Raw genomic sequence first — 22,191 nt, forward strand, 5'->3', positions numbered from 1 at the left:
AGGCCATGACCATCAGGGAAAGCAGCGGGAGGGACAATAGGTGACCGCGAAACCGGAGCGGTCCTACCTGCTCCGGTAAAATTTCCTACGATGCTAGCGTGCTTGCCGCCACCTCAATAGGTGTCTTCCGGCAAGCTGGCGATGATCGAGCGGTAGCTGTTCATTCGCTGTTGCGTAACGCTACCGTCTTCCAGGGCCTTGAGCAGCGCACAGCCAGGCTCGCGATCATGCTTGCAGTCGCGGAAGCGGCAGTTGCCGATCAGTTCGCGGAACTCGATGAAGCCATCCTCGACATCGTCCCGGCTGACGTGGCCCAGGCCGAACTCGCGGATACCCGGCGAGTCGATCAGGTCGCCGCCGTTGGGGAAGTGGTACAGGCGCGCGGTGGTGGTGGTGTGGGTGCCCTGGCCGGACCATTCCGACAGGTCGCCGACACGGGTGCCTGCATCAGGCAGCAGGCTGTTGACCAGCGAGGACTTGCCCACGCCCGACTGGCCGACGAACACGCTGATATGGCCGTCTAGTGTCTGCTGCAGGCGCTGCATGCCATCGCCCTGGTGCGCGGAAACCTCCAGCAGCGGGTAACCCAGGCCGCGGTAGACCTCGAGCATGGCGTTGAGAGTCGGGGCGTTCTCGTCGTTGATCAGATCGGCCTTGTTCAGCAGCAGCAGCGGGCGGATGCCGGCATGCTCGGCGGCGACCAGGTAACGGTCGATCAGGTTGGGATGCGGTTCGGGCGCAGGGGCGAAGACAATGACGATCAGGTCGACGTTGGCCGCCACCGGCTTGAGCTGGCCATGGTTGTTCGGCCGGCACAGCTCGGTGCTGCGCGGCATTTGCGCGACGATCACGCCGATGCCCTGATTGCCGGCGCGCCAGACCACACGGTCGCCGGTCACCAGCGCCGGCAGGTTGGCCCGCAGGTGGCAGCGGAACACCTGGCCCGCAACCTCGCCGTCCTGGGCCTCGACCTCGACCTGCACGCCGAAGTGGGCAATCACCAGGCCCAGTTGCTCTGGCCCCAGGTCGCCGCCCTCCAGTTCCTGCAGCACGTGCTGCTCGCGTTTGGCGGCGCGGGCGGCGCGCTCACCCTGGATCTTTTCGATGCGCCAGTTCTGGCGGCGGTTGAGCTGGCGTTTGGCCATGAAGGTTCCGTGTTGGCGGGGCAGAAAGAAAACGGCAGGCAGTTTAGCACGGCGCGCCCAACACCCGTTCGCTAGGCTAATATGACGGCCTATTCGAGGAGCCTTTTCATGCAAAACCCACAGAACCTGATCTGGATTGATCTGGAGATGACCGGCCTGGACCCGGACAACGATGTCATCATCGAGATGGCCACCATCGTCACCGACAGCGAGCTGAACACCCTGGCCGAAGGCCCGGTGATCGCCATCCACCACAGCGACGAAGTGCTGGCGCGCATGGACGAGTGGAACACCCGCACCCATGGCGCCTCGGGCCTGACCCAGCGCGTGCGCGAGAGCAAGGTGAGCATGGCCGAGGCCGAGGCGCAGACCATTGCCTTCCTCGAGCAGTGGGTGCCGAAGGGCAAGTCGCCGATCTGTGGCAACAGTATCTGCCAGGACCGCCGTTTCCTCTATCGCCACATGCGCGAGCTGGAAAACTACTTCCACTACCGCAACCTCGATGTGTCCACGCTCAAGGAGTTGGCCGCGCGCTGGGCGCCGGAAGTGCGTGACAGCTTCAAGAAGGGCAACACCCATTTGGCGCTGGACGATATCCGTGAGTCGATTGGCGAACTGCGTCACTACCGTGAGCATTTCATCAAAGTCTGACCTTGTGCGCCGATGATCGTCGGCGCGCCCCTTTTGGTGCCCCGCGTGACTGGGTAGACTGCGCGCCTTTCCCGCACGGACCTGCACCATGTTGCTGATGCTCTACCTCATCGCCATCACCGCCGAAGCCATGACCGGCGCCCTGTCCGCTGGCCGCCGCGGCATGGACTGGTTCGGCGTGGTGCTGATCGCCTGCGTCACCGCGCTGGGTGGTGGTTCGGTGCGTGATGTACTGCTTGGGCACTACCCGCTCACCTGGGTCAAGCACCCGGAATACCTGGTGCTGACCAGCTTTGCGGCATTGCTGACGATCTTCATCGCGCCATTGATGCGCCACCTGCGGTCGCTGTTCCTGGTGCTCGACGCCCTGGGGCTCGTGGCGTTCACCCTGATTGGCTGCATGACCGCGCTGGAGATGGGGCAGGGGTTCCTTGTCGCCTCCATCAGCGGGGTGATTACCGGGGTGTTTGGCGGCATCCTGCGGGACATCTTCTGCAACGATATTCCGTTGGTGTTTCGGCGTGAGCTGTATGCCAGTGTTTCTTTCGCGGCGGCTTGGTTCTATCTGGGGTGTGTTTACTTCAAGGTGCCGGCGGAGCAGGCCATGCTGCTGACACTGTTTGGTGGTTTTCTGGTGCGGTTGTTGGCGATTCGGTTTCATTGGGAGATGCCGAAGTTTCATTACAATGATCAGCAATAGCGGCGGCTTTTTGCGGCGCAGCCACTATATTCAGAATTGTTCGGCAGGGTTGTAACTGTAGTCATATAACCATTATTCAGAAGAGTTGCTTGCTCTTGCTCTTGCTCTTGCTCTTGCTCTTGCTCTTGCTCTTGCTCTGCTTTTGCTTCTAAGTGCGCGATAGTTCAGGCGACACAAATTGCGACTTCAGGAGGCCGAACGGAGGGCTTGCGCAGGGAGGTGACGGGCATGGATGCCCGTCAAGCGCCGATCAGGCCATGGATGGCCCGTCGGCGCGTCCTCCCGGAGCGAGCCCGGAGTGAGGGGACCCCGGAGCGAAGCGTAGGGGCCGGATGAATGGGGCGGGCGGTTTTTGCCTTCTTTTGCCCGCGTGCAAAAGAAGGTCGCCGTAAAGGCGAAAAGGTGAGTGTGCGTCGACATGGCGAATGAATGCGCATATAACTTTTAAAACACACGCTGTGTAAATCAAAGTCAAAGTCAAATGCGATTGGTGTGGGTTTTTACAGTTGTAAGCGCATTCATTTGCTATAATGACGCATAGTCACCCTTTCGCCACCCGGCAAGTCACTTTTTGTCAAACGCGACAAAAAGTAACCAAAAAACGCTGCGCTCCATTCATCCGGCCCTCCGCTTCGCTCCGGGTTCCCTCACTCCGGCCTTGCTCCCGGGAGGACCGCGCTGAACGCCCCATCCTGGGGCGCAGCGCTTGACGGGCATCCATGCCCGTCACCTCCCTCCGCAAGGCCTGCGTTCGGCCTCCTGAAGTCGCGAAGTTACGGGCGGCGCCTACACTGGCGCAGCTGGCGCTCGCGGGCTATGGGGTTGACCTTTTGATCGGCAAAGGCAAAGGCAAAGGCAAAGGCAAAGGCAAAGGCAAAGGCAAAGGCAAAGGCAAAGGCAAAGGCAAAGGCAAAGGCAAAGTCGAAGCAGCGAGCTTCAAAGGGCGTTGTGGCGAGCCAGGGCCCATTCCACGTGTTCGCGTACCAGTTCCGAAGGATCATCCCTACGCGCATTGAGCGCCTCCAGCACGGGGATGGTCGACGGTGCGTTGCCAAGCCCTACCGCGAGGTTGCGCAGGAAGCGTTCATACCCCGCCCGGCGCAGTGGCGAGCCTTCGGTGCAGCCGAGAAAACGCTTTTCATCCCACAGGAACAATTCGGCCAGCTCGATATTGTCCAGCCCCCGACGGGGCATGAAGTCGTCTTCGGTCGTGGTCTTGGCGAAACGGTTCCACGGGCAGACGATCTGGCAATCGTCGCAACCAAACACCCGATTGCCGATCAGTGGGCGCAGTTCCAGTGGAATGGCCCCGCGCAACTCGATGGTCAGGTACGAGATGCAGCGCCGGGCATCGAGCTGATAGGGCCCGACGAACGCCTGGGTCGGACAGATGTCCAGGCAGGCCTGGCAACGCCCGCAATGATCGCTGCCCTGCACGCCGTCGATCGGCAGCGGCAAGTCGACGAACAACTCGGCGAGGAAGAAATAGCTGCCCGCCTTGCGGTTGAGCAGCAGGGTGTTCTTGCCAATCCAGCCAAGGCCAGCCTCCTGGGCCAGGGCTTTCTCCAGCACCGGAGCGCTGTCGACGAAGGCGCGGTAGCCGAACGGGCCGATGGCTTCCTGGATGCGGTCGGCGAAGTGCTGCACACGCTTGCGCACCAGCTTGTGGTAGTCGCGGCCCAGGGCGTAGCGCGAGATGTAGGCTTTTTCCGGCTCTGCCAGGCGCTTGGCCATCTGCGTGTCGCCGGGCAGGTAGTCCATGCGCAGCGAGATCACCCGCAACGTGCCGGGGATCAGCTCGGCCGGGCGCGAGCGCTTGTTGCCATGCTCGCCCATGTACTCCATTTCGCCGTTGTAGCCTGCCGCCAGCCAGCGCTGCAGATGCTGTTCGTGCTCGCCAAGGTCGACACCGGCGATGCCGACATGGGCAAAACCGAGTTCGCGGCCCCAATCCTTGATCGATTGGGCCAATGTGGCGATGTCTGGAAGGTCGGCGGACATGGATGAACAAGCATTACAAGCGGAGGTGCGTATAATTCTGCCAGACATCGGAGCCTTTGACCCCATGCCTCAGACCAAACACCCCCCATTACCGCTCAGCAGCCTGACCTTGGCCAGGCTGCCGCCACGTGCCGCTGATGCCCACAAGGGCGATTTCGGCCATGTGCTGGTGGTCGGCGGCGACCTGGGCACAGGCGGCGCGGTGATGCTCAGTGGCGAGGCGGCGTTGCGTTGCGGCGCCGGCCTGGTCAGCGTGGCCACCCGCCCCGAACACGTAGCTGCGGGGCTGACGCGCCTGCCCGAGACCATGTGGATGGGCGTGAGCTCGGCCAACCAACTGATGGCGTTGCTCGAGCGTGCCACGGTGCTGGTGGTCGGCCCTGGCCTCGGCCAGGCCGGTTGGGGGCGCAGCCTGTTGTCGGCGGTGGCCAATGCCCACCGGCCACAGGTGTGGGACGCCGATGCGCTCAACTTGCTGGCGCGCACGCCACTGGCACTGCCCAGCGGTAGCATTCTCACCCCGCACCCCGGCGAGGCCGCGCGCCTGCTGGGGATTTCCACCGAGGCGGTGCAGGCCGACCGGCCGGGGGCGGCGCGCAAGCTGGCGCGTCGCTACGCCAGCGTCTGCGTGCTCAAGGGCGCCGGCACGTTGGTGGCCGACCCTGGCGGGCAACTGGCGGTTTGCGGCCGTGGGCACCCAGCCATGGCTGGTGCCGGATTGGGCGATGTGTTGACAGGCGTGCTCGCAGCCTTGCTGGCCCAGGGGCTGGACGCCTGGCAGGCCGCGTGCCTGGGGGTGTGGCTGCATGCCTGCGCCGGCGAGCGGCTGGGTGTCAAAGGTAGAGGGCTGGCGGCCAGTGATCTGGTGCCGGTCATTAGAGCGTTATTGGAGGAGCATTCAGCGTGTCAGGCATAACCCTGTTTCTGGGCGACGAGGACGCCACCGTCGCTTTCGGCGCGAAACTGGCCGAAGTGACCAAAGGTCATGGTGTGATTTTTCTCGAGGGCGACCTGGGGGCTGGCAAAACCACCCTGTCACGCGGGCTGATCCGTGGCCTGGGTCATACCGGTCCGGTAAAAAGTCCGACATTTACCGTGGTTGAACCCTACGAGATTGGTGAGGTGCGCGCCTTCCATTTCGACCTCTATCGCCTGGTCGACCCGGAAGAGCTTGAATTCATGGGTATTCGCGATTATTTCGAGGGCGATGCATTGTGCCTGTTCGAATGGCCCGATAAAGGCGCGGGCGTTTTGCCAAAGCCCGACCTGACCATTACCATAAGCCCGCAAGCGGGCGGACGTTCGCTGAACCTGTCGCCGCAGGGGGCACGCGGCGAGTCCTGGTGTGCCGTTCTGGCCAAAGAATTCATACAGTAAGTGGGGAAAGGTATGCGCATACGCGCACTGGTCGCTGTCGTTGGGCTGCTGCTGACCGCGGTGACCGTTGACGCTCTGGCCGTCACTCAAGTCAAGAGCATGCGCCTGTGGCGCGCTCCGGACAACACGCGGTTGGTCTTCGACCTGTCCGGGCCTGTGCAGCACAGCGTCTTCACCCTCAGCGCTCCTGATCGCCTGGTGATCGACATCAACGGTGCCACCCTGGGGGCGCCGCTGAACGTCTCCACCTCGAACACGCCGATCACCAGCGTGCGTTCAGCTCAGCGCACGCCCACCGACCTGCGCGTGGTGGTCGACCTGAAGAAAGCCGTGTCGCCAAAGAGCTTCACCCTGGCCCCGAACGCCCAGTACGGCAACCGCCTGGTGGTCGACCTGTATGACCAGGAAGCCGACGCCATCGCCGCCAGCAACCCGACACCGCCGCCGACGCCGCAGCCACCGGCCACCACGCCGGCGGTGCCCGTCACCCCGGCGCAGCCGGCGATCAAGTTGCCACCGGCGCCGAGTGGCAAGCGTGACATCGTGGTCGCCATCGACGCCGGTCACGGCGGCGAAGACCCCGGCGCGTCCGGCTCGCGTGGCCAGCACGAGAAAGACATCGTGCTGGATATCGCCAAGGAACTGCAGCGCCAGATCAACTCCGAGAAGGGTTACCGCGCCGAGCTGACCCGCACGGGTGACTACTTCATCCCACTGCGCAAGCGCACCGAGATCGCCCGCAAGAAGGGCGCCGATCTGTTTGTCTCGATTCACGCCGACGCCGCGCCGTCGAAGGCTGCCTTTGGCGCTTCGGTGTTCGCCCTGTCCGACCGCGGCGCAACCTCCGAGACCGCCCGCTGGCTGGCCGACACGGAAAACCGCTCCGACCTGATCGGCGGTGCAGGCAACGTCAGCCTCGACGACAAGGACCGCATGCTGGCCGGGGTGCTGCTCGACCTGTCGATGACCGCCACCCTCAGTTCCAGCCTCAATGTCGGGCAGAAGGTGCTGGGCAACATGGGCCGGGTCACGCCGCTGCACAAACAACGGGTGGAACAGGCTGGGTTCATGGTGCTGAAGTCGCCGGATATCCCGTCGATCCTTGTTGAAACCGGGTTCATCTCCAACGCCAACGAGGCGGCCAAGCTGGCTACACGTAGCCATCAGCAGGCCTTGGCACGTTCGATCCATACCGGTGTGCGTCAGTTCTTCCAGCAGAACCCGCCGCCTGGCACTTACATCGCCTGGCTGCGCGACAGTGGCAAGATCGTCCAGGGCCCGCGTGAGCACACCGTGCGCCCCGGCGAGACGCTGGCGATGATTGCGGTGCGTTACCAGGTCAGCGTGGCTGGCCTGCGCAGTAGCAACAACCTGAAGACCGACGAGCTCAAGGTTGGCCAGCACCTTGACATCCCCACCACCGCACTGGCGTCCCAGCAATGAGTGGCGGCTCGCGTATCCAGCTGCTCAGCCCACGGCTGGCGAACCAGATCGCCGCCGGCGAGGTAGTCGAACGCCCCGCCTCGGTGGCCAAGGAGTTGCTGGAGAACAGCCTCGACTCCGGTGCTCGGCGCATCGAGGTCGAGGTCGAACAGGGCGGCGTGAAGTTGCTGCGGGTGCGCGACAACGGCGGTGGCATTGCCCCCGATGACCTGCCGCTGGCGCTGGCCCGCCACGCCACCAGCAAGATCCGCGAACTGGAAGACCTTGAAGGCGTGCTCAGCCTGGGCTTTCGCGGCGAGGCCCTGGCATCGATCAGCTCGGTGGCGCGTCTGACCCTTACCTCGCGTACCGCCGATGCCAGCGAGGCCTGGCAGGTGGAGACCGAGGGGCGCGACATGACCCCGCGGGTGCAGCCTGCCGCGCATCCGGTCGGCACCTCCGTCGAAGTGCGTGACCTGTTCTTCAATACCCCGGCGCGACGCAAGTTTCTCAAGGCCGAAAAGACCGAATTCGATCATCTGCAGGAAGTGATCCGGCGCCTCGCGCTGGCGCGTTTCGACGTCGGTTTTCACTTGCGGCACAACGGCAAGACCATCTTCAGCCTGCACGAGGCCGTCGACGAGATGGCGCGGGCGCGACGGGTCGGCACCATCTGCGGCCCGGGCTTTCTCGAGCAGGCGCTGCCCATTGATGTCGAGCGCAACGGCCTGCGCCTGTGGGGTTGGGTCGGTCTGCCGACCTTCTCGCGCAGCCAGGCCGATCTGCAGTACTTCTTCGTCAATGGCCGTGCGGTGCGCGACAAGCTGGTAGCCCATGCTGTGCGCCAGGCCTATCGCGACGTGCTGTTCAATGGCCGGCACCCGACCTTCGTGCTGTTTCTCGAGTGCGACCCGACCGGCGTTGATGTCAACGTCCACCCGACCAAGCACGAGGTGCGCTTCCGCGAAGGGCGCATGGTTCATGACTTCCTCTACGGCACCTTGCACCGTGCCCTGGCCGATGTGCGCCCGGAAGACCAGCTTGCGGCGCCGGCGGCCACCGACGAACTGGTCCGCCCCAGCGGCTTGCAGGCCGGCGAGTTCGGTCCCCAAGGCGAAATGCGCCTGGCCTCGCCAGTGCTCGAGCAGCCTCAGGGCGAGCAGCGGGGGTTCGCTTCGAGCGGCTCGGGCGCGGGCTATCAGTACCAGTACACGCCTAGGCCCTCCCAGCCGCTGAATGCCGGCGAGGCCCAGGCGGCCTACCGTGAATTCTACGCCCCCCTGGACAATGCCGCCGCCGCGCCGAGCGCGCTGCCTGAAAGCCAGGGCGACATCCCGCCGCTGGGCTACGCCCTGGCGCAACTCAAGGGGATCTATATCCTTGCCGAGAACGCCGTCGGCCTGGTGCTGGTGGATATGCACGCCGCCCATGAGCGGATCATGTACGAGCGGCTGAAGGTGGCGATGGCCAGTGAAGGCTTGAGCGGCCAGCCGTTGCTGGTGCCCGAGTCGCTGGCGTTGAGCCAGCGCGAAGCCGACTGCGCCGAGGAACATGCCCAATGGTTCCAGCGCCTGGGCTTCGAGCTGCAGCGCCTGGGCCCGGAAACCCTGGCGATCCGCCAGATCCCGGCCCTGCTCAAGCAGGCCGAGGCCAATCGCCTGGTGCAGGATGTGCTGGCCGACCTCATGGAGTACGGCACCAGTGATCGTATCCAGGCGCACCTCAACGAGCTGCTGGGGACCATGGCTTGCCATGGCGCGGTGCGGGCCAACCGGCGCCTGGCCATCCCCGAGATGAACGCCTTGCTGCGCGACATGGAGAACACCGAGCGCAGCGGCCAGTGCAACCACGGCCGACCGACCTGGACCCAGATGGGCCTGGACGATCTGGACAAGCTGTTCCTGCGGGGCCGATGAAATGAGTGCCAGACCTCCGGCGATTTTCCTCATGGGCCCGACCGCGGCCGGCAAGACCGACCTGGCGATCGAACTGACCAGCAAGCTGCCCTGCGAGCTGATCAGTGTCGACTCGGCGCTGGTCTATCGCGGCATGGACATCGGTACCGCCAAGCCCTCCAAGGAAGTGCTGGCCGCGCATCCGCACCGCCTGATCGACATTCTTGACCCCGCCGAAAGCTACTCGGCCAAGCGTTTCTGCACCGATGCTCTCCAAGCCATGGCCGAGATCACCGCGCGCGGCAAGATCCCACTGCTGGTTGGCGGCACCATGCTCTATTACAAGGCACTGGTCGATGGCCTGGCGGACATGCCGCCAGCCGATGCCATGGTGCGTGCCGAGCTGGAGGCACAGGCGCAGGCGCTCGGTTTGGCCGAATTGCACCGCCAACTGGCCGAAGTCGATCCGGAGTCGGCGGCGCGCATTCATCCGAATGACCCGCAGCGGCTGATTCGTGCGCTTGAAGTGTACAAAGTGAGTGGCGAGAGCATGACCGCCCACCGTCAGCGTCAATACGCGGAAAGTAGCGGCGCAGACGCAGGCGCGGGCGAGCATTTGCCCTATACTGTCGCCAGCCTGGCGATAGCGCCTACAGATCGTCACATTTTGCATCAGCGAATTGCGTTACGATTTTCACAGATGCTGGAACAGGGCTTTGTCGACGAGGTCCGAACGCTGCGGGCCAGAAGTGACTTGCATGCGGAGCTGCCGTCTATAAGGGCAGTGGGATATCGGCAGGTCTGGGACTACCTCGACGGCAAGCTGACTGAGAATGAGATGCGTGAACGCGGTATCATTGCCACGCGTCAGCTGGCCAAGCGGCAATTCACCTGGTTGCGCGGCTGGTCCGACGTCCACTGGCTGGATAGCCTGGCCTGCGACAATCTGTCCCGCACCTTGAAATACCTGGGGACCGTCTCCATATTGAGCTGAGTCCCTGCCAGTTGCCGTCTATTCTTGCGAAGGGGCGGCATAATTTATCGATTTTCTTGATTTTCTATTATTGATCCTTACAGGAGTGCGGCATATGTCAAAAGGGCATTCGCTACAAGACCCTTACTTGAACACCTTGAGAAAAGAAAAAGTCCCGGTTTCGATCTATTTGGTCAACGGGATCAAGCTGCAGGGCCAGATCGAATCCTTCGACCAGTTCGTCGTGCTGCTGAAAAACACCGTCAGCCAGATGGTCTACAAGCACGCCATTTCGACCGTCGTCCCCGCACGCCCGGTTCGTCTGCCAAGCCCGACCGATGGTGAGCACGGCGACAGCGAGCCAGGCAACGCTTGAAAAAAGTAGGAGCCTGCATTGTTCTTTGAGCGCCACGGTGGTGGTGAGCGAGCGCTGCTCGTTCACTTGGAAGGTCAGAACCCTGAGGCGCGCGAAGACCCGCAGGAGTTTCAGGAGCTGGCGCTGTCGGCCGGAGCCGATATCGTTTCGCTGGTAACAGTGGCGCGGCATCAGCCCACCGCCAAGTTTCTGATCGGCAGCGGCAAGGTCGAGGAGTTGCGCGACCTGGTCCATTCGGCCGAAGCCGACCTTGTGATTTTCAATCACACCCTCACGCCCAGCCAGGAACGTAACCTCGAGCGCGTCTTCGAGTGTCGCGTGCTGGACCGTACCGGGCTGATTCTCGACATTTTCGCCCAGCGGGCGCGTACTCACGAAGGCAAGCTGCAGGTCGAACTGGCCCAGCTCGAGCACATGAGCACGCGGCTGGTACGCGGTTGGACCCACCTTGAGCGGCAGAAGGGCGGTATCGGCCTGCGTGGTCCGGGTGAAACCCAGCTCGAAACCGACCGCCGCCTGCTGCGGGTGCGCCTGCGCCAGATCAAGGCACGCCTGGAGAAGGTGCGCAGCCAGCGCGAACAGGCCCGCCGTGGGCGCAAGCGCGCGGACATCCCGTCGGTGTCGCTGGTGGGCTATACCAACGCCGGCAAGTCGACCCTCTTCAATGCGCTGACCGAATCCGATGTGTATGCCGCGGACCAGTTGTTCGCCACCCTCGACCCGACCTTGCGCCGGCTCGAGCTGGCCGACCTGGGGCCGATCGTGCTGGCCGACACCGTAGGTTTCATCCGCCACCTGCCGCACAAGCTGGTCGAGGCATTTCGGGCTACGCTCGAAGAGTCGAGCAACTCTGACCTGCTGCTGCACGTGATCGATGCCCATGAGCCCGAGCGCATGGAGCAGATTGAACAGGTACTGGCGGTGCTGGGCGAGATCGGTGCCGAGAGCTTGCCGATCCTCGAGGTCTATAACAAACTCGACCTGCTCGAAGATGTCGAGCCGCAGATCCAGCGCGATGCCGATGGCAAGCCGCAGCGAGTCTGGGTATCGGCACGTGATGGACGAGGCCTGGAGCTGGTTGGCCAGGCGATTGCCGAGTTGCTGGGGGACGACCTGTATGTCGGAACCCTGTGCCTGGAGCAACGGTTTGCCCGCCTGCGCGCGCAATTCTTTGCCCTGGGTGCCGTGCAGAGTGAAGAGCATGATGAAGAAGGGCGCAGCCTGCTGAGCGTGCGACTGCCCAGGGTTGAGTTGAATCGCCTGGTCAGCCGCGAAGGCATGGAGCCGCAAGTGTTTGTCGAGCAACACACTTTGCAATAAATGCCCGTCGAGGTCGCCGGGCAGCCGTGACAGGCATTCTGTAGCATTGGACGGCGCGCCGTGGGCGCGTCTTTGCTTTATCAGATGGAGAGCGCTATGGCTTGGAACGAGCCGGGTGGCAACTCGAACAATCAGGATCCCTGGGGCGGCCGCCGTAATGGTGGCGGCGGTGGTGGCGACAAGAAAGGTCCACCGGATCTGGACGAGGCCTTCCGCAAGCTGCAGGACAGCCTGAACGGCATGTTCGGCAGTGGCAAGAAACGTGGCGGCGGCGGTGACCGCAATATCGGCAAGGGTGGCGGCTATGGCCTGCTGGGCATCGGCCTGGCGGCTCTGGCGGCAATCTGGCTGTATAACGCCGTCTATGTCGTGGACGAGCAGGAGCAGGCCGTGGTGCTGCGCTTCGGCAAGTACTACGAGACCGTTGGTCCCGGCCTGAATATCTATTTCCCGCCGATCGACCGCAAGTACATGGAAAACGTGACCCGCGAGCGGGCGTACACCAAGCAGGGGCAGATGCTCACCGAAGACGAAAACATCGTCGAAGTGCCACTGACCGTGCAGTACCGCATCAGCAACCTGCAGGACTTCGTGCTCAACGTCGACCAGCCGGAAGTCAGCCTGCAGCATGCGACCGAAAGCGCCCTGCGCCACGTGGTGGGTTCCACCTCGATGGACCAGGTGCTGACCGAAGGCCGCGAGCAGATGGCGGTGGATATCCGCGAGCGCCTGCAGCGTTTCCTCGACACCTACCGCACCGGTATCACTGTCACCCAGGTCAACGTACAGAGCGCGGCAGCCCCGCGTGAAGTGCAGGAAGCCTTCGACGACGTGATCCGTGCCCGTGAGGACGAGCAGCGTGCGCGCAACCAGGCCGAGTCCTACGCCAATGGTGTGGTACCGGAGGCCCGTGGCCAGGCGCAGCGCATCATCGAGGACGCCAACGGCTACCGTGATGAAGTCATTGCCCGCGCCAAGGGTGAGGCCGATCGCTTCACCAAGTTGGTCGCCGAGTACCGCAAGGCACCGGAGGTCACGCGCCAGCGTCTGTACCTGGATACCATGCAGGAGGTCTACAGCAACTCCAGCAAGGTTCTGGTCACGGCCAAGGACGGGCAGAACAACCTGCTCTACCTGCCGTTGGACAAGATGGTCGAAGGCAGCCGTGGCAACAGTGCAGCGCCGGCCAGCAGCGTATCGCCGTCGGTCAATGACGCCGCCGCGCGTGCTGCGCAGGACCTGCAACCACAACCGCCGCTGCGTTCCAGGGAGAGCCGCTGATGAGCAATAAGTCACTGTTCGCCCTGATCGGCGCCGTGGTGCTGGCGATCGCCGCCTGGAACTGCTTCTACATCGTTTCGCAGACTGAACGCGCGGTATTGCTGCAGTTCGGCCGCGTGGTCAAGGCCGATGTCCAGCCTGGCCTGCACGTGAAGGTGCCGTACGTGAACCAGGTGCGCAAGTTCGACGCCCGCCTGATGACCCTCGACGCACCGACCCAGCGTTTCCTGACGCTGGAGAAGAAAGCGGTGATGGTTGATGCCTACGCCAAATGGCGGGTCAAGGACGCCGAGCGCTTCTATACCGCAACCTCGGGTATGAAGCAGATCGCCGACGAGCGCCTGTCGCGTCGTCTGGAGAGCGGCCTGCGTGACCAGTTTGGTAAACGCACCCTGCACGAAGTGGTTTCCGGTGAGCGTGATGCGCTGATGGCGGATATCACCGCTTCGCTGAACCGCATGGCCAGCAAGGAGCTGGGTATCGAAGTGGTCGACGTTCGCGTCAAGGCCATCGACCTGCCCAAGGAAGTCAACCGCAGCGTGTTCGACCGCATGAGCACCGAGCGCGAGCGTGAAGCCCGCGAGCACCGTGCCAAGGGTAACGAACTGGCCGAAGGTATCCGCGCCGACGCCGACCGTCAGCGCCGCGTACTGCTGGCCGAAGCGTACCGCGAAGCGGAAGAGACCCGTGGTGATGGTGACGCCCAGGCGGCCTCCATCTACGCCAAGGCCTACACGCAGGACGCCGATTTCTACGCGTTCTACCGTAGCCTCAAGGCCTATCGCGAAAGCTTCTCCAGCAAGAGCGATGTACTGGTCCTGGATTCGAAGAACGAGTTCTTCAGGTTCCTGGACAAGAGCAAGCCCTGATCGTGCTCTCATGAGGGATTCGCCCCGCCGGGCAGCTAAAATGCCTGGCGGGGTGCATCCTGAATGAAAAGGGGTGTATGATGAGTCAGCCGGGAAATTCCCGGCTTTTTTGCGTCTGCAAGGTTGATTGGCAAACGGCCAGTTGACGGTTTGGTCAGGTCGCAAGGCAATTCGAGGGTATTGGCTACGGTGGTTGCGCTGGGATCGGTGCTGCCCGCTGTTGTGTGTCAATGCCTGCTTTACTCACGGCTCGCCAGCTGGCAGGCCGCCCGGACCAGAGGGGAAATGGCGTAATGGCAACGGTAGACCGCTGGCTACTGCCAGATGGCATCGAGGAAGTACTGCCACCTGAGGCGGCGCGCATCGAGATCGCGCGTCGTCAGGTGTTGGACCTGTTCCAGAGTTGGGGTTACGAACTGGTCGTCACCCCGCATATCGAGTACCTGGAGTCGCTGCTCACCGGCGCCGGCCAGGACCTGGACCAGCGTACCTTCAAGGTCGTCGACCCGCAGTCCGGCCGCCTGATGGGTTTCCGTGCCGACTTCACGCCGCAGGTGGCGCGCATCGACGCCCACACCCTGCGCCGTGAAGGCCCGAGCCGCCTGTGCTATGCCGGCAGCGTGCTGCATGCGCAGCCGCGTGCCTTGTCGACCTCGCGTAGCCCGATCCAGCTGGGCGCCGAGCTGTACGGCGACGCCAGCCCTACCAGCGATGTCGAAGTCATCAGCCTGATGCTCGCCACACTGCAGCTGACTGATGTCGCCGATGTGCACATGGACCTTGGCCATGTCGGTATCTATCGTGGCCTGGCCCGTGCCGCCAACCTGTCCGGCGCGGTCGAGCAGCAACTGTTCGATGCCCTGCAGCGCAAGGCCGTCGATGAAGTGCAGGCGCTGACCGCAGACCTGCCGAAGGACCTGGGCAACATGCTGCGCGCCCTGTGCGAACTGTGCGGTGGCCGTGAAGTGCTGGCCGAGGCCCGTGTGCGCCTGGGCCGTGCCCCGGCCAGCGTGCTGGCGGCGCTGGACGACCTGTTGGCGATCGCCGACCGCCTGGCTTCGCGCTACCCGGACCTGCCACTGTACTTCGACCTCGGCGAACTGCGCGGCTACCACTATCACACTGGCGTGGTGTTCGCCGTGTTCGTGCCTGGCGAAGGTCAATCGATCGCCCAGGGCGGCCGCTATGACGACATCGGCGCCGATTTTGGCCGGGCACGCCCGGCCACCGGATTCTCCACGGATTTGAAGACCCTGGTCACACTGGGGCGAGCGGAGGTCGTATTGCCTGTTGGCGGCATCTGGATGCCCGACAGCAGCGATGCGGCCCTCTGGCAGATGGTCTGCCAGTTGCGCAACGAGGGCCAGCGAGTGGTCCAGGCTTTGCCTGGCCAGCCGCTGAGTGCTGCCCTCGAGGCGGATTGTGATCGGCAATTGATTCAGCAAGACGGGCGCTGGCAGGTTCTGCCGCTGACCCATTGAGATTCTTCGCCGGCAATGGGCCGGCACCAAGTTTGCGTGAATGAGGACAAATGTAATGGGTAAGAATGTCGTCGTCCTGGGCACCCAGTGGGGTGATGAGGGCAAAGGCAAGATCGTCGATCTGCTGACCGAACATGCTGCCGCCGTCGTGCGCTACCAAGGTGGCCACAACGCGGGCCACACCCTGGTGATCAACGGTGAGAAGACTGTTCTGCACCTGATTCCGTCCGGCATCCTGCGTGAAGGCGTGCAATGCCTGATCGGCAACGGCGTGGTCGTTGCCCCGGATGCCCTGATGCGTGAAATCACCAAGCTGGAAGAGAAGGGCGTACCGGTGCGCGAGCGCCTGCGCATTTCCCCGGCTGCTCCGCTGATCCTGTCGTACCACGTGGCCCTCGACCAGGCCCGTGAAAAAGCCCGCGGCGAAGCCAAGATCGGCACTACCGGTCGTGGTATCGGCCCGGCCTACGAAGACAAGGTGGCCCGTCGCGGCCTGCGCGTCGGCGACCTGTTCCACCGCGAGCGCTTCGCCGCCAAGCTCGGTGAGCTGCTGGATTACCACAACTTCCAGCTGGTGAACTACTACAAAGAGCCTGCCATCGACTTCCAGCAGACCCTGGACGAGTGCATGGCCTACGCCGAGCAGCTCAAGCCGATGATGCTCGACGTCACCGCCGAACTGCACAACCTGCGCCGCGCCGGCAAGGACATCATGTTCGAAGGCGCCCAGGGCTCGCTGCTGGACATCGACCACGGCACCTACCCGTACGTCACCAGCTCCAACACCACCGCCGGCGGCATCTCTACCGGTTCCGGCGTTGGCCCGATGTACCTGGACTACATCCTGGGCATCACCAAGGCCTACACCACCCGTGTCGGTTCCGGTCCGTTCCCGACCGAGCTGTTCGACGAGACCGGCGCCACCCTGGCCAAGCGTGGCCACGAGTTCGGCTCCACCACTGGTCGTGCCCGTCGTTGCGGCTGGTTCGATGCCGTGATCCTGCGTCGCGCCATCGACGTCAACAGCATCTCGGGTATCTGCCTGACCAAGTTGGACGTGCTGGACGGCCTGGAAACCATCAATATCTGCGTTGGCTACAAGAACGAGAACGGTGCCGTCATCGACGCGCCTTCCGATGCCGACAGCTACATCGGCCTGGAGCCGGTGTACGAAGAGATGCCAGGCTGGAGCGAGTCGACCCTGGGCGTTAAAACCCTGGAAGAGCTGCCGCAGGCCGCGCGCAACTACATCAAGCGCATCGAGGAACTGGTCGGCGCGCCGATCGATATCATCTCGACTGGCCCGGACCGCAACGAAACCATCGTGCTGCGTCATCCGTTCGCCTGATCAGCTACTCGCTAGCTGACTGAACGCCGCGCCCCCGCAAGGAGGCGCGGCGTTTTCATATGGGGTACGAAGTAGCGGCGGACCTGCCCCGCGCATGGCATCGGCGTGGGCAATTTCGCTGCCATGGATAATTACCTCATACCTTTGGCATTTATACCTGCTGTCTCAGGCACAACCCTTGCTGTAAGAAGTTTCTGTAGATGCCATCAAAGTAATGGCGCCAGAAACACGAGGGTTACAACGTGTCTGCCATCCTTTCACTGTTACGAAGCCGCCTCTTGCGGCCTGTGTTTGTTGCGCTTGGTATCGCTCTTCTGGTGCAGGTGCTGGTTGCTGTTGCACTGACGCGGAGCACGGTCACCGCCCTGGAGGCCGATTTGGGGGCGCGCCTGGGCAATGACAGCCAGAAACTGGCTGCCGAACTGGAGCAGGCCGGGGAGGATGTCCGGGCTGGGCTCGATAGCCTTTCCGTCAGTACGCGCCAGCGTTTGAGTGCAGGCCTGTCCAGCCGCCTGCAGGATGAGCAGCAGCAGTTGCGCGCAACGCTGGAGGAAAATCTCAGGGACTCGGCCCATGAAATGGCCGATCTGTTGGCTTCGGTCGCGCCACGGGCGATCTGGGACAACGACGTGCCGATGCTCTCGGACTTCGCTCGCCGTGCCCAGCGCAATCCCAACGTACTGTTCGTGATCTACGACGATGCCCAGGGCCAGCACCTGACCCGCTACCTCAACCGGCAGAACCCGATCAACCAGGCATTGATGGAAAAGGGCCAGGGTGAGCGGGCGCTGGACAAGGTGCTGGATGCCGCGCGCAAGGATCCGTCGGTGTACTTCGTAGAAGCGTCGATCAACCCCAATGGCGCAGAGATCGGCAAGGTGCTGATGGGCGTGTCGACCGCGGGCATCGACCAGGAGCTCAAGGCCCTGGATCAGCGCTTCGCGGCCTTGATCGCCAGTGGCGAGCAACTGGTCGGGGACAGCCTGGTGGCCGCCGCCGCCGACAGTGGCAAGGCCTTGCGTGCGCGCCTGGAGACAGCCCAGCACAGCGCCACGGCCATGCAGGCCAATACCGCGCAGACCGTGCGTGATGCCGCCGCCGAGCTGCGCTGGCGCATCGGCCTGGGTCTGGTGCTGGTCGGTCTGGGTGTGCTGGTGGTGGTGGCGGTGGTGCTCGGGCGCCGTGTCCTGAGCAAGCTCGGCCTGCTGATCGCCGCGTTGAACGACCTGGCCGCCGGCGAAGGCGACCTGACCAAGCGCGTCAAGCTCGACAGCCGTGACGAGATCGGCGACATGGCCTCGGCGGTCAACCGCTTCGTCGACAAGCTGCAGCCCATCGTCCGCGAAGCTGGCGAAGTGGCCCAGCGTACGGGTGTGGAGATCGACAGCATGGCCCAGCGCAACGCCGGGGCCGATGCCGCCGCCGCGTTGCAGCGCGATGAAGTGGCTGCCAGCCTGCGCGACCTGTCGAGCATGGCTGACGAGGCCCAGGCCGAGAGCCATGCCATGCAGGCGGCATTGCAGCAGGTGGTGGACATTCGCCAGGCGACCGACGAAAACAGCCGTGCTTCGACGCAGCTGGCGCGTTTGATCGAGAACCTGGCCGGCGAAGTGCAGACCGGCTCCCAGGTGATCGAGCGGCTGGCCAAGCAGAGCGAGCAGATCGAGGTGGTGTTGACGGTGATCCATGGTATTGCCGAACAGACCAACCTGTTGGCGCTCAACGCCGCCATCGAAGCGGCGCGGGCCGGAGAGACCGGGCGCGGTTTCGCCGTGGTGGCCGATGAGGTGCGTGCCTTGGCGAGCAAGACGCAGAGCTCGACCGGGGATATCCAGTCGCATATCGCTGCGCTGCAGCAAGGCGCCAAGGAGGCGGTGGCGACCATCAGCCAGGCAGGACGCCAGGCCAGTGAAGGCTTGCTGGTGTTGCGCGACAATGAACGGCGGCAGCAATCGGTGCAGGCTGCGGTCGAGCAGGTGCATGCGGCGATCGGCCTGGCCACGCGAGCGGCCGAGCAGCAGGCCAGTGGCGCGCAAGCCGTGCGTGGGCGAGTCGAAACCATCCATGCCCAGGCCGAGCGTTCGGCCGAGGTGGTGATGCAGACCACGGCCAGCAGCAAGGTGCTCGATGACCTGGCGGCTCAGTTACGTGCAAGCCTGGGGCAGTTCAGGGCCTGACATAAAGCATCGCGGGGCAAGCCCGCTCCCACGGTGCGCTGTGACCGTGGGAGCGGCGATGCGGCGACCCGACTTTCCCCGCGATGGCGTTTTAGGCCTTGTTCAGGTACATCCGCGTAGTCAGCAGATACACCGGCAATCCCGAAACCACGATCAGCAACGCCGCATAAGGCGCCGCCGCCGCGAACTCGACGTTGGCGGTATGCGCCCACACCTCGGTGGCCAATGTGGTCATCCCGGTCGGGCTGAGCAGCAGGGTGGCGGTCAATTCCTTCATCGCATCCAGGAACACCAGGGCGAAAGCCGCTGCCATTGCCGGGAAGATGATCGGCAAGGTAATCCGGCAGAAGGCCGCGAAGCTGCTGGCGCCTAAGGTGCGTGCCGCCTCTTCCAGGGTTGGCGAGGCCTTGTTCAGTGCGGTGCGCACCGGCGACTGCGCCAGCGGCAGGAACAGCAGGGCATAGGCCAAGATCAACAGCGCCGTGGTCTGGTAAAGCGCCGGCACATAGTGCAGGGCGAAGAACACCAGGGTCAGCGCAATGACCAGCCCGGGCAGGGCGTGCAGCAGGTACGGCAAACGCTCGGCCCAGATCGCCAGGCGCCCCTTGTAGCGCACCACCAGGAAGCTGATTGGCAGGGCCAGCAGCACGCAGAAGCCGGCGCCACCCAATGACACCGACAGCGAGGTGCCCAGGGCCTTGCCGATGGCCGCGACCGGGAAGGCCGCCGATGAGCCCACGCTCAGCCAGTAGCCGAGCATGGCCAGCGGAATGCCGCTGCCCAGCACCGCCAGCGCCAGGCAGAACAGCTGGCCAAGTGGCATCCAGCCGCGCAGTCGCAAGGGTTGGGCGCGGCGCGCAACGCCCTGGCCAATGCGCACATGACGCGCCTTGCCACGCACTCGCAGTTCCAGCCACAGCATCGCCAGGCACAGCACCAGCAGTACTGCCGAAAGCATCGCGGCGTTGGCGTTGCTGAATTCCAGTTCGAACTGTTGGTAGATCGCCGTGGTGAAGGTCTGCAGGCCAAGGATCGACAGGGCGCCAAACTCCACCAGCATGTGCAGGGCGATCAGCAGCCCGCCACCGAGCATCGACGGCCACAGCAACGGCAGGGTGATCTTGCGGAACACGCCCCAGCGGCTGCAGCCCAGAGTGCGCGCCGACTCCTCCAGCGCGGTATCCAGGTTGCGCAGGGTAGCGGCCACCGGCAGGAACACCAGTGGGTACTTCGACAGCGCCATCACCAGGATCGCCCCGCCCAGTCCTTCGAAGTCCGAGCTCAGCGACACCCAGGTGAAGCTGCTGACGAACGACGGCACGGCGAACGGCAGGCACAGCACCACGCCCCACAGGCGTCGGCCCGGCAGGTCGCTGCGCTCCAGCAGCCAGGCCAGGGCCACGCCCACCACCAGGCATAGCGCGGTGACGCCGACCATCAGCAGCAGGGTGTTGCGCAGCAAGCCCCACACGAACGGACGCCATAGCAGGCGCAGGGCTTCATGCCAGCCGGCATCCCAGGCCTTGAGCCCGACGTACAGCAATGGCAGCAGGCTCATGGCCACCAGGAACAGCACGGGCAGCACCACCCAGATGGACGGGCGCTTGCGCTTGGGGACGAAGCGCGCCAAGGCGGGCGAGGGCAGGGCGGCAGTCATCAGAGCAGGCCAACCTCACGTTCCAGCTCGATGGCTTCCTCGGCATTGCCAAGGTCGGCCGGCGAGATCTTCGGCGGGCGCAGCTCATCGAACGGCTTCAGCCCGCGGTCGGAGACCATGCCTTTATGCAGCGGGTATTCGGCGGTGGTCTGGGTGATCACGCGCTGGCCTTCTTCGCTGGCCATCCAGTTGAGCAGGGCCTGGGCCTCTTTCGGATGCTTGCTGGCCTTGACCGCGGCAGCACCGGAGATGGTCACCAGGTTGCCGGCGTCGCCGTCGGCCAGGTAGTACAGCTTGGAGTCGAGCTTGCCGCGCTCGCGCTCCAGGGCGTACCAGTAGTAGTTGTTCACCAGCACGGCGGCGACTTCGCCCTTCTCCACGGCCTTCAGCGCGACCATGTTGTTGGTGTAAGTCTTGCCGAAGGCTTTAAGGCCGGTCAGCCATTCTTCGGTGGCTTCGCGCCCGTGCATCTTGAGGATGGCCACCGCCTGTTCCTGGAAGGCGCCGCTGGTGGGCACGTAGCCGACACGGCCGTCCCATTCGGGGCCGGCGAAATCCATCACCGTGGTCGGCAGGTCCTTCTCATCGATCTTCTTCGGGTTGTAGACCACCACGCGGGTGCGCGCGGTGACGCCCATCCAGGTGCCGTTGGCGCCCACGTACTCCTTGGGCAGCATGTTCAGGGTGGCGTCGTCGATCTTCGCCAGCAGGCCCAGTTCGCCCAGGTTGTTCAGCGGTGGCGACTCTTCGGTATAGATGATGTCGGCCGGCGAGCGTTCGCCTTCCTCGATGATCTGGCTGGCGAGCTGGTTGCTGCTGCCCTTGCGGATATTGATATGGATGCCGGTCTTGGCCTCGTAGGCCTTGGCGATGGCTTCACCGATTTCCTTGTGCTGGCCGTTGTACATTGTCAACGTGACTGGTTCGTCTGCCAGGGCGGCCGGAGCGCCGATCACCAGGCTCAGGACTGCGGCGGCCAGGGTGCGCATCAGCGGTTGCGGGCGGATCGTCATGCGGGTGCTTCCTCGCTTACGGCTACATATTTGGAAACAATGGTAAACGAAATTGTTTCTCAAATGGGCGCATGACGGGAAATTCATGGGTAGACGAAGGGGGGGGGCTGCCCGGCGACATGAAATCGCAGGCAAGAAAAAACCCACTAGCAAGCTAGTGGGTTTTTGTATGGTGCCCAGGAGAAGACTCGAACTTCCACGACCGTTAAGTCACTGATACCTGAAACCAGCGCGTCTACCAATTCCGCCACCTGGGCAAAGCTTTGCATCGTCTGTTGAAGGCGACTTTCGTCTGCTTTCACACAGTAGTAACAGATCCTTGGTCATCTGTTACTTGAAAATTTTTGGTGCCCAGGAGAAGACTCGAACTTCCACGACCGTTAAGTCACTGATACCTGAAACCAGCGCGTCTACCAATTCCGCCACCTGGGCACACATTCGAGATTAAAAGATGCTTTACAGCGTCGTTCATCTCTACTACAACTTCGGGGTTGTCCGTCGTTGT

General features: G+C 63.5%; 18 protein-coding genes, 2 tRNA genes and 2 pseudogenes. 15 read left to right on the forward strand and 7 right to left on the reverse strand.

Features of this window, described 5'->3' with window-relative positions; all coding sequences use genetic code 11:
- Positions 1 to 113 precede the first annotated feature (113 nt).
- Complete coding sequence (rsgA, locus tag KHO27_RS24710) at positions 114 to 1,145, reverse strand: small ribosomal subunit biogenesis GTPase RsgA (RefSeq protein ID WP_102682170.1); 1,032 nt, start codon at positions 1,143 to 1,145, stop codon at positions 114 to 116.
- Positions 1,146 to 1,253: 108 nt separating this feature from the next.
- Between rsgA and orn the strand changes: the two genes are divergently transcribed.
- Positions 1,254 to 1,796, forward strand: a complete 543-nt coding sequence (orn, locus tag KHO27_RS24715) for an oligoribonuclease (protein WP_046853993.1) — start codon at positions 1,254 to 1,256, stop codon at positions 1,794 to 1,796.
- An 88-nt stretch (positions 1,797 to 1,884) separates the two neighbouring features.
- Positions 1,885 to 2,496 (forward strand): trimeric intracellular cation channel family protein, encoded by a 612-nt coding sequence (locus KHO27_RS24720; RefSeq protein WP_023630647.1) that lies wholly within the window; start codon positions 1,885 to 1,887, stop codon positions 2,494 to 2,496.
- A gap of 773 nt (positions 2,497 to 3,269) precedes the next feature.
- Here KHO27_RS24720 and KHO27_RS24725 read toward each other — a convergent pair.
- On the reverse strand, positions 3,270 to 3,509 hold the full coding sequence (locus KHO27_RS24725; RefSeq protein ID WP_214502023.1) for a hypothetical protein: 240 nt from the start codon (positions 3,507 to 3,509) through the stop codon (positions 3,270 to 3,272).
- Positions 3,433 to 4,497 carry a tRNA epoxyqueuosine(34) reductase QueG gene (gene queG, locus KHO27_RS24730; RefSeq protein WP_214500920.1) on the reverse strand — a complete coding sequence of 355 codons (1,065 nt, stop codon included), beginning with the start codon at positions 4,495 to 4,497 and terminating at the stop codon, positions 3,433 to 3,435. Before queG ends, KHO27_RS24725 begins: the two co-directional genes overlap by 77 nt.
- Positions 4,498 to 4,561: 64 nt before the next feature.
- Here queG and KHO27_RS24735 point away from each other — a divergent pair, with 64 nt between their 5' ends.
- From KHO27_RS24735 to KHO27_RS26660, 13 genes and pseudogenes are all read left to right on the forward strand, one after another.
- The gene (locus KHO27_RS24735) at positions 4,562 to 5,413 is read left to right on the forward strand and encodes an NAD(P)H-hydrate dehydratase (RefSeq protein ID WP_214500921.1); all 852 of its coding nucleotides are present in this window, start codon (positions 4,562 to 4,564) and stop codon (positions 5,411 to 5,413) included.
- On the forward strand, positions 5,401 to 5,874 hold the full coding sequence (tsaE, locus tag KHO27_RS24740) for a tRNA (adenosine(37)-N6)-threonylcarbamoyltransferase complex ATPase subunit type 1 TsaE (RefSeq protein WP_102683932.1): 474 nt from the start codon (positions 5,401 to 5,403) through the stop codon (positions 5,872 to 5,874). Before KHO27_RS24735 ends, tsaE begins: the two co-directional genes overlap by 13 nt.
- A gap of 12 nt (positions 5,875 to 5,886) precedes the next feature.
- Positions 5,887 to 7,317 (forward strand): N-acetylmuramoyl-L-alanine amidase, encoded by a 1,431-nt coding sequence (locus KHO27_RS24745; protein ID WP_111533328.1) that lies wholly within the window; start codon positions 5,887 to 5,889, stop codon positions 7,315 to 7,317.
- Positions 7,314 to 9,212 (forward strand): DNA mismatch repair endonuclease MutL, encoded by a 1,899-nt coding sequence (mutL, locus tag KHO27_RS24750; protein ID WP_110701837.1) that lies wholly within the window; start codon positions 7,314 to 7,316, stop codon positions 9,210 to 9,212. Before KHO27_RS24745 ends, mutL begins: the two co-directional genes overlap by 4 nt.
- A 1-nt stretch (position 9,213) precedes the next feature.
- Positions 9,214 to 10,185, forward strand: coding sequence for a tRNA (adenosine(37)-N6)-dimethylallyltransferase MiaA (gene miaA, locus KHO27_RS24755; protein ID WP_102683935.1), 972 nt, complete (start codon positions 9,214 to 9,216; stop codon positions 10,183 to 10,185).
- A 94-nt stretch (positions 10,186 to 10,279) separates the two neighbouring features.
- Entirely contained in the window at positions 10,280 to 10,540 is a 261-nt protein-coding gene (gene hfq, locus KHO27_RS24760; protein ID WP_023629894.1) for an RNA chaperone Hfq, read from the forward strand.
- An 18-nt stretch (positions 10,541 to 10,558) separates the two neighbouring features.
- Positions 10,559 to 11,860 carry a ribosome rescue GTPase HflX gene (gene hflX, locus KHO27_RS24765; RefSeq protein WP_102683936.1) on the forward strand — a complete coding sequence of 434 codons (1,302 nt, stop codon included), beginning with the start codon at positions 10,559 to 10,561 and terminating at the stop codon, positions 11,858 to 11,860.
- A 96-nt stretch (positions 11,861 to 11,956) separates the two neighbouring features.
- On the forward strand, positions 11,957 to 13,141 hold the full coding sequence (gene hflK / locus KHO27_RS24770) for an FtsH protease activity modulator HflK (protein ID WP_102683937.1): 1,185 nt from the start codon (positions 11,957 to 11,959) through the stop codon (positions 13,139 to 13,141).
- Positions 13,141 to 14,010 (forward strand): protease modulator HflC, encoded by an 870-nt coding sequence (hflC, locus tag KHO27_RS24775; RefSeq protein ID WP_110701833.1) that lies wholly within the window; start codon positions 13,141 to 13,143, stop codon positions 14,008 to 14,010. Before hflK ends, hflC begins: the two co-directional genes overlap by 1 nt.
- A 293-nt stretch (positions 14,011 to 14,303) precedes the next feature.
- Positions 14,304 to 15,491 (forward strand): ATP phosphoribosyltransferase regulatory subunit, encoded by a 1,188-nt coding sequence (locus tag KHO27_RS24780; protein WP_102683938.1) that lies wholly within the window; start codon positions 14,304 to 14,306, stop codon positions 15,489 to 15,491.
- A gap of 55 nt (positions 15,492 to 15,546) precedes the next feature.
- On the forward strand, positions 15,547 to 16,839 hold the full coding sequence (locus tag KHO27_RS24785) for an adenylosuccinate synthase (RefSeq protein WP_028688256.1): 1,293 nt from the start codon (positions 15,547 to 15,549) through the stop codon (positions 16,837 to 16,839).
- A gap of 1,058 nt (positions 16,840 to 17,897) precedes the next feature.
- Positions 17,898 to 18,110: pseudogene (locus KHO27_RS26655) on the forward strand (methyl-accepting chemotaxis protein); the annotation flags it as partial.
- A gap of 390 nt (positions 18,111 to 18,500) precedes the next feature.
- Positions 18,501 to 19,016, forward strand: a pseudogene (locus KHO27_RS26660) (methyl-accepting chemotaxis protein); the annotation flags it as partial.
- A gap of 91 nt (positions 19,017 to 19,107) precedes the next feature.
- Here the strand turns inward: KHO27_RS26660 and KHO27_RS24795 are convergent.
- The 4 genes from KHO27_RS24795 to KHO27_RS24810 all read right to left on the reverse strand — a co-directional run bounded on the left by KHO27_RS24795 (position 19,108) and on the right by KHO27_RS24810 (position 22,118).
- The gene (locus KHO27_RS24795; protein ID WP_214500922.1) at positions 19,108 to 20,673 is read right to left on the reverse strand and encodes an ABC transporter permease; all 1,566 of its coding nucleotides are present in this window, start codon (positions 20,671 to 20,673) and stop codon (positions 19,108 to 19,110) included.
- Positions 20,673 to 21,686 (reverse strand): extracellular solute-binding protein, encoded by a 1,014-nt coding sequence (locus KHO27_RS24800; protein ID WP_023629373.1) that lies wholly within the window; start codon positions 21,684 to 21,686, stop codon positions 20,673 to 20,675. Before KHO27_RS24800 ends, KHO27_RS24795 begins: the two co-directional genes overlap by 1 nt.
- 170 nt (positions 21,687 to 21,856) lie before the next feature.
- A tRNA-Leu gene (locus KHO27_RS24805) sits at positions 21,857 to 21,943 on the reverse strand.
- 88 nt (positions 21,944 to 22,031) lie between these two features.
- Positions 22,032 to 22,118: transfer RNA gene (locus KHO27_RS24810), tRNA-Leu, on the reverse strand.
- Positions 22,119 to 22,191 lie beyond the last annotated feature (73 nt).

The organism is Pseudomonas sp. RC3H12 (assembly GCF_018596375.1).
Taxonomy (GTDB): domain Bacteria; phylum Pseudomonadota; class Gammaproteobacteria; order Pseudomonadales; family Pseudomonadaceae; genus Aquipseudomonas.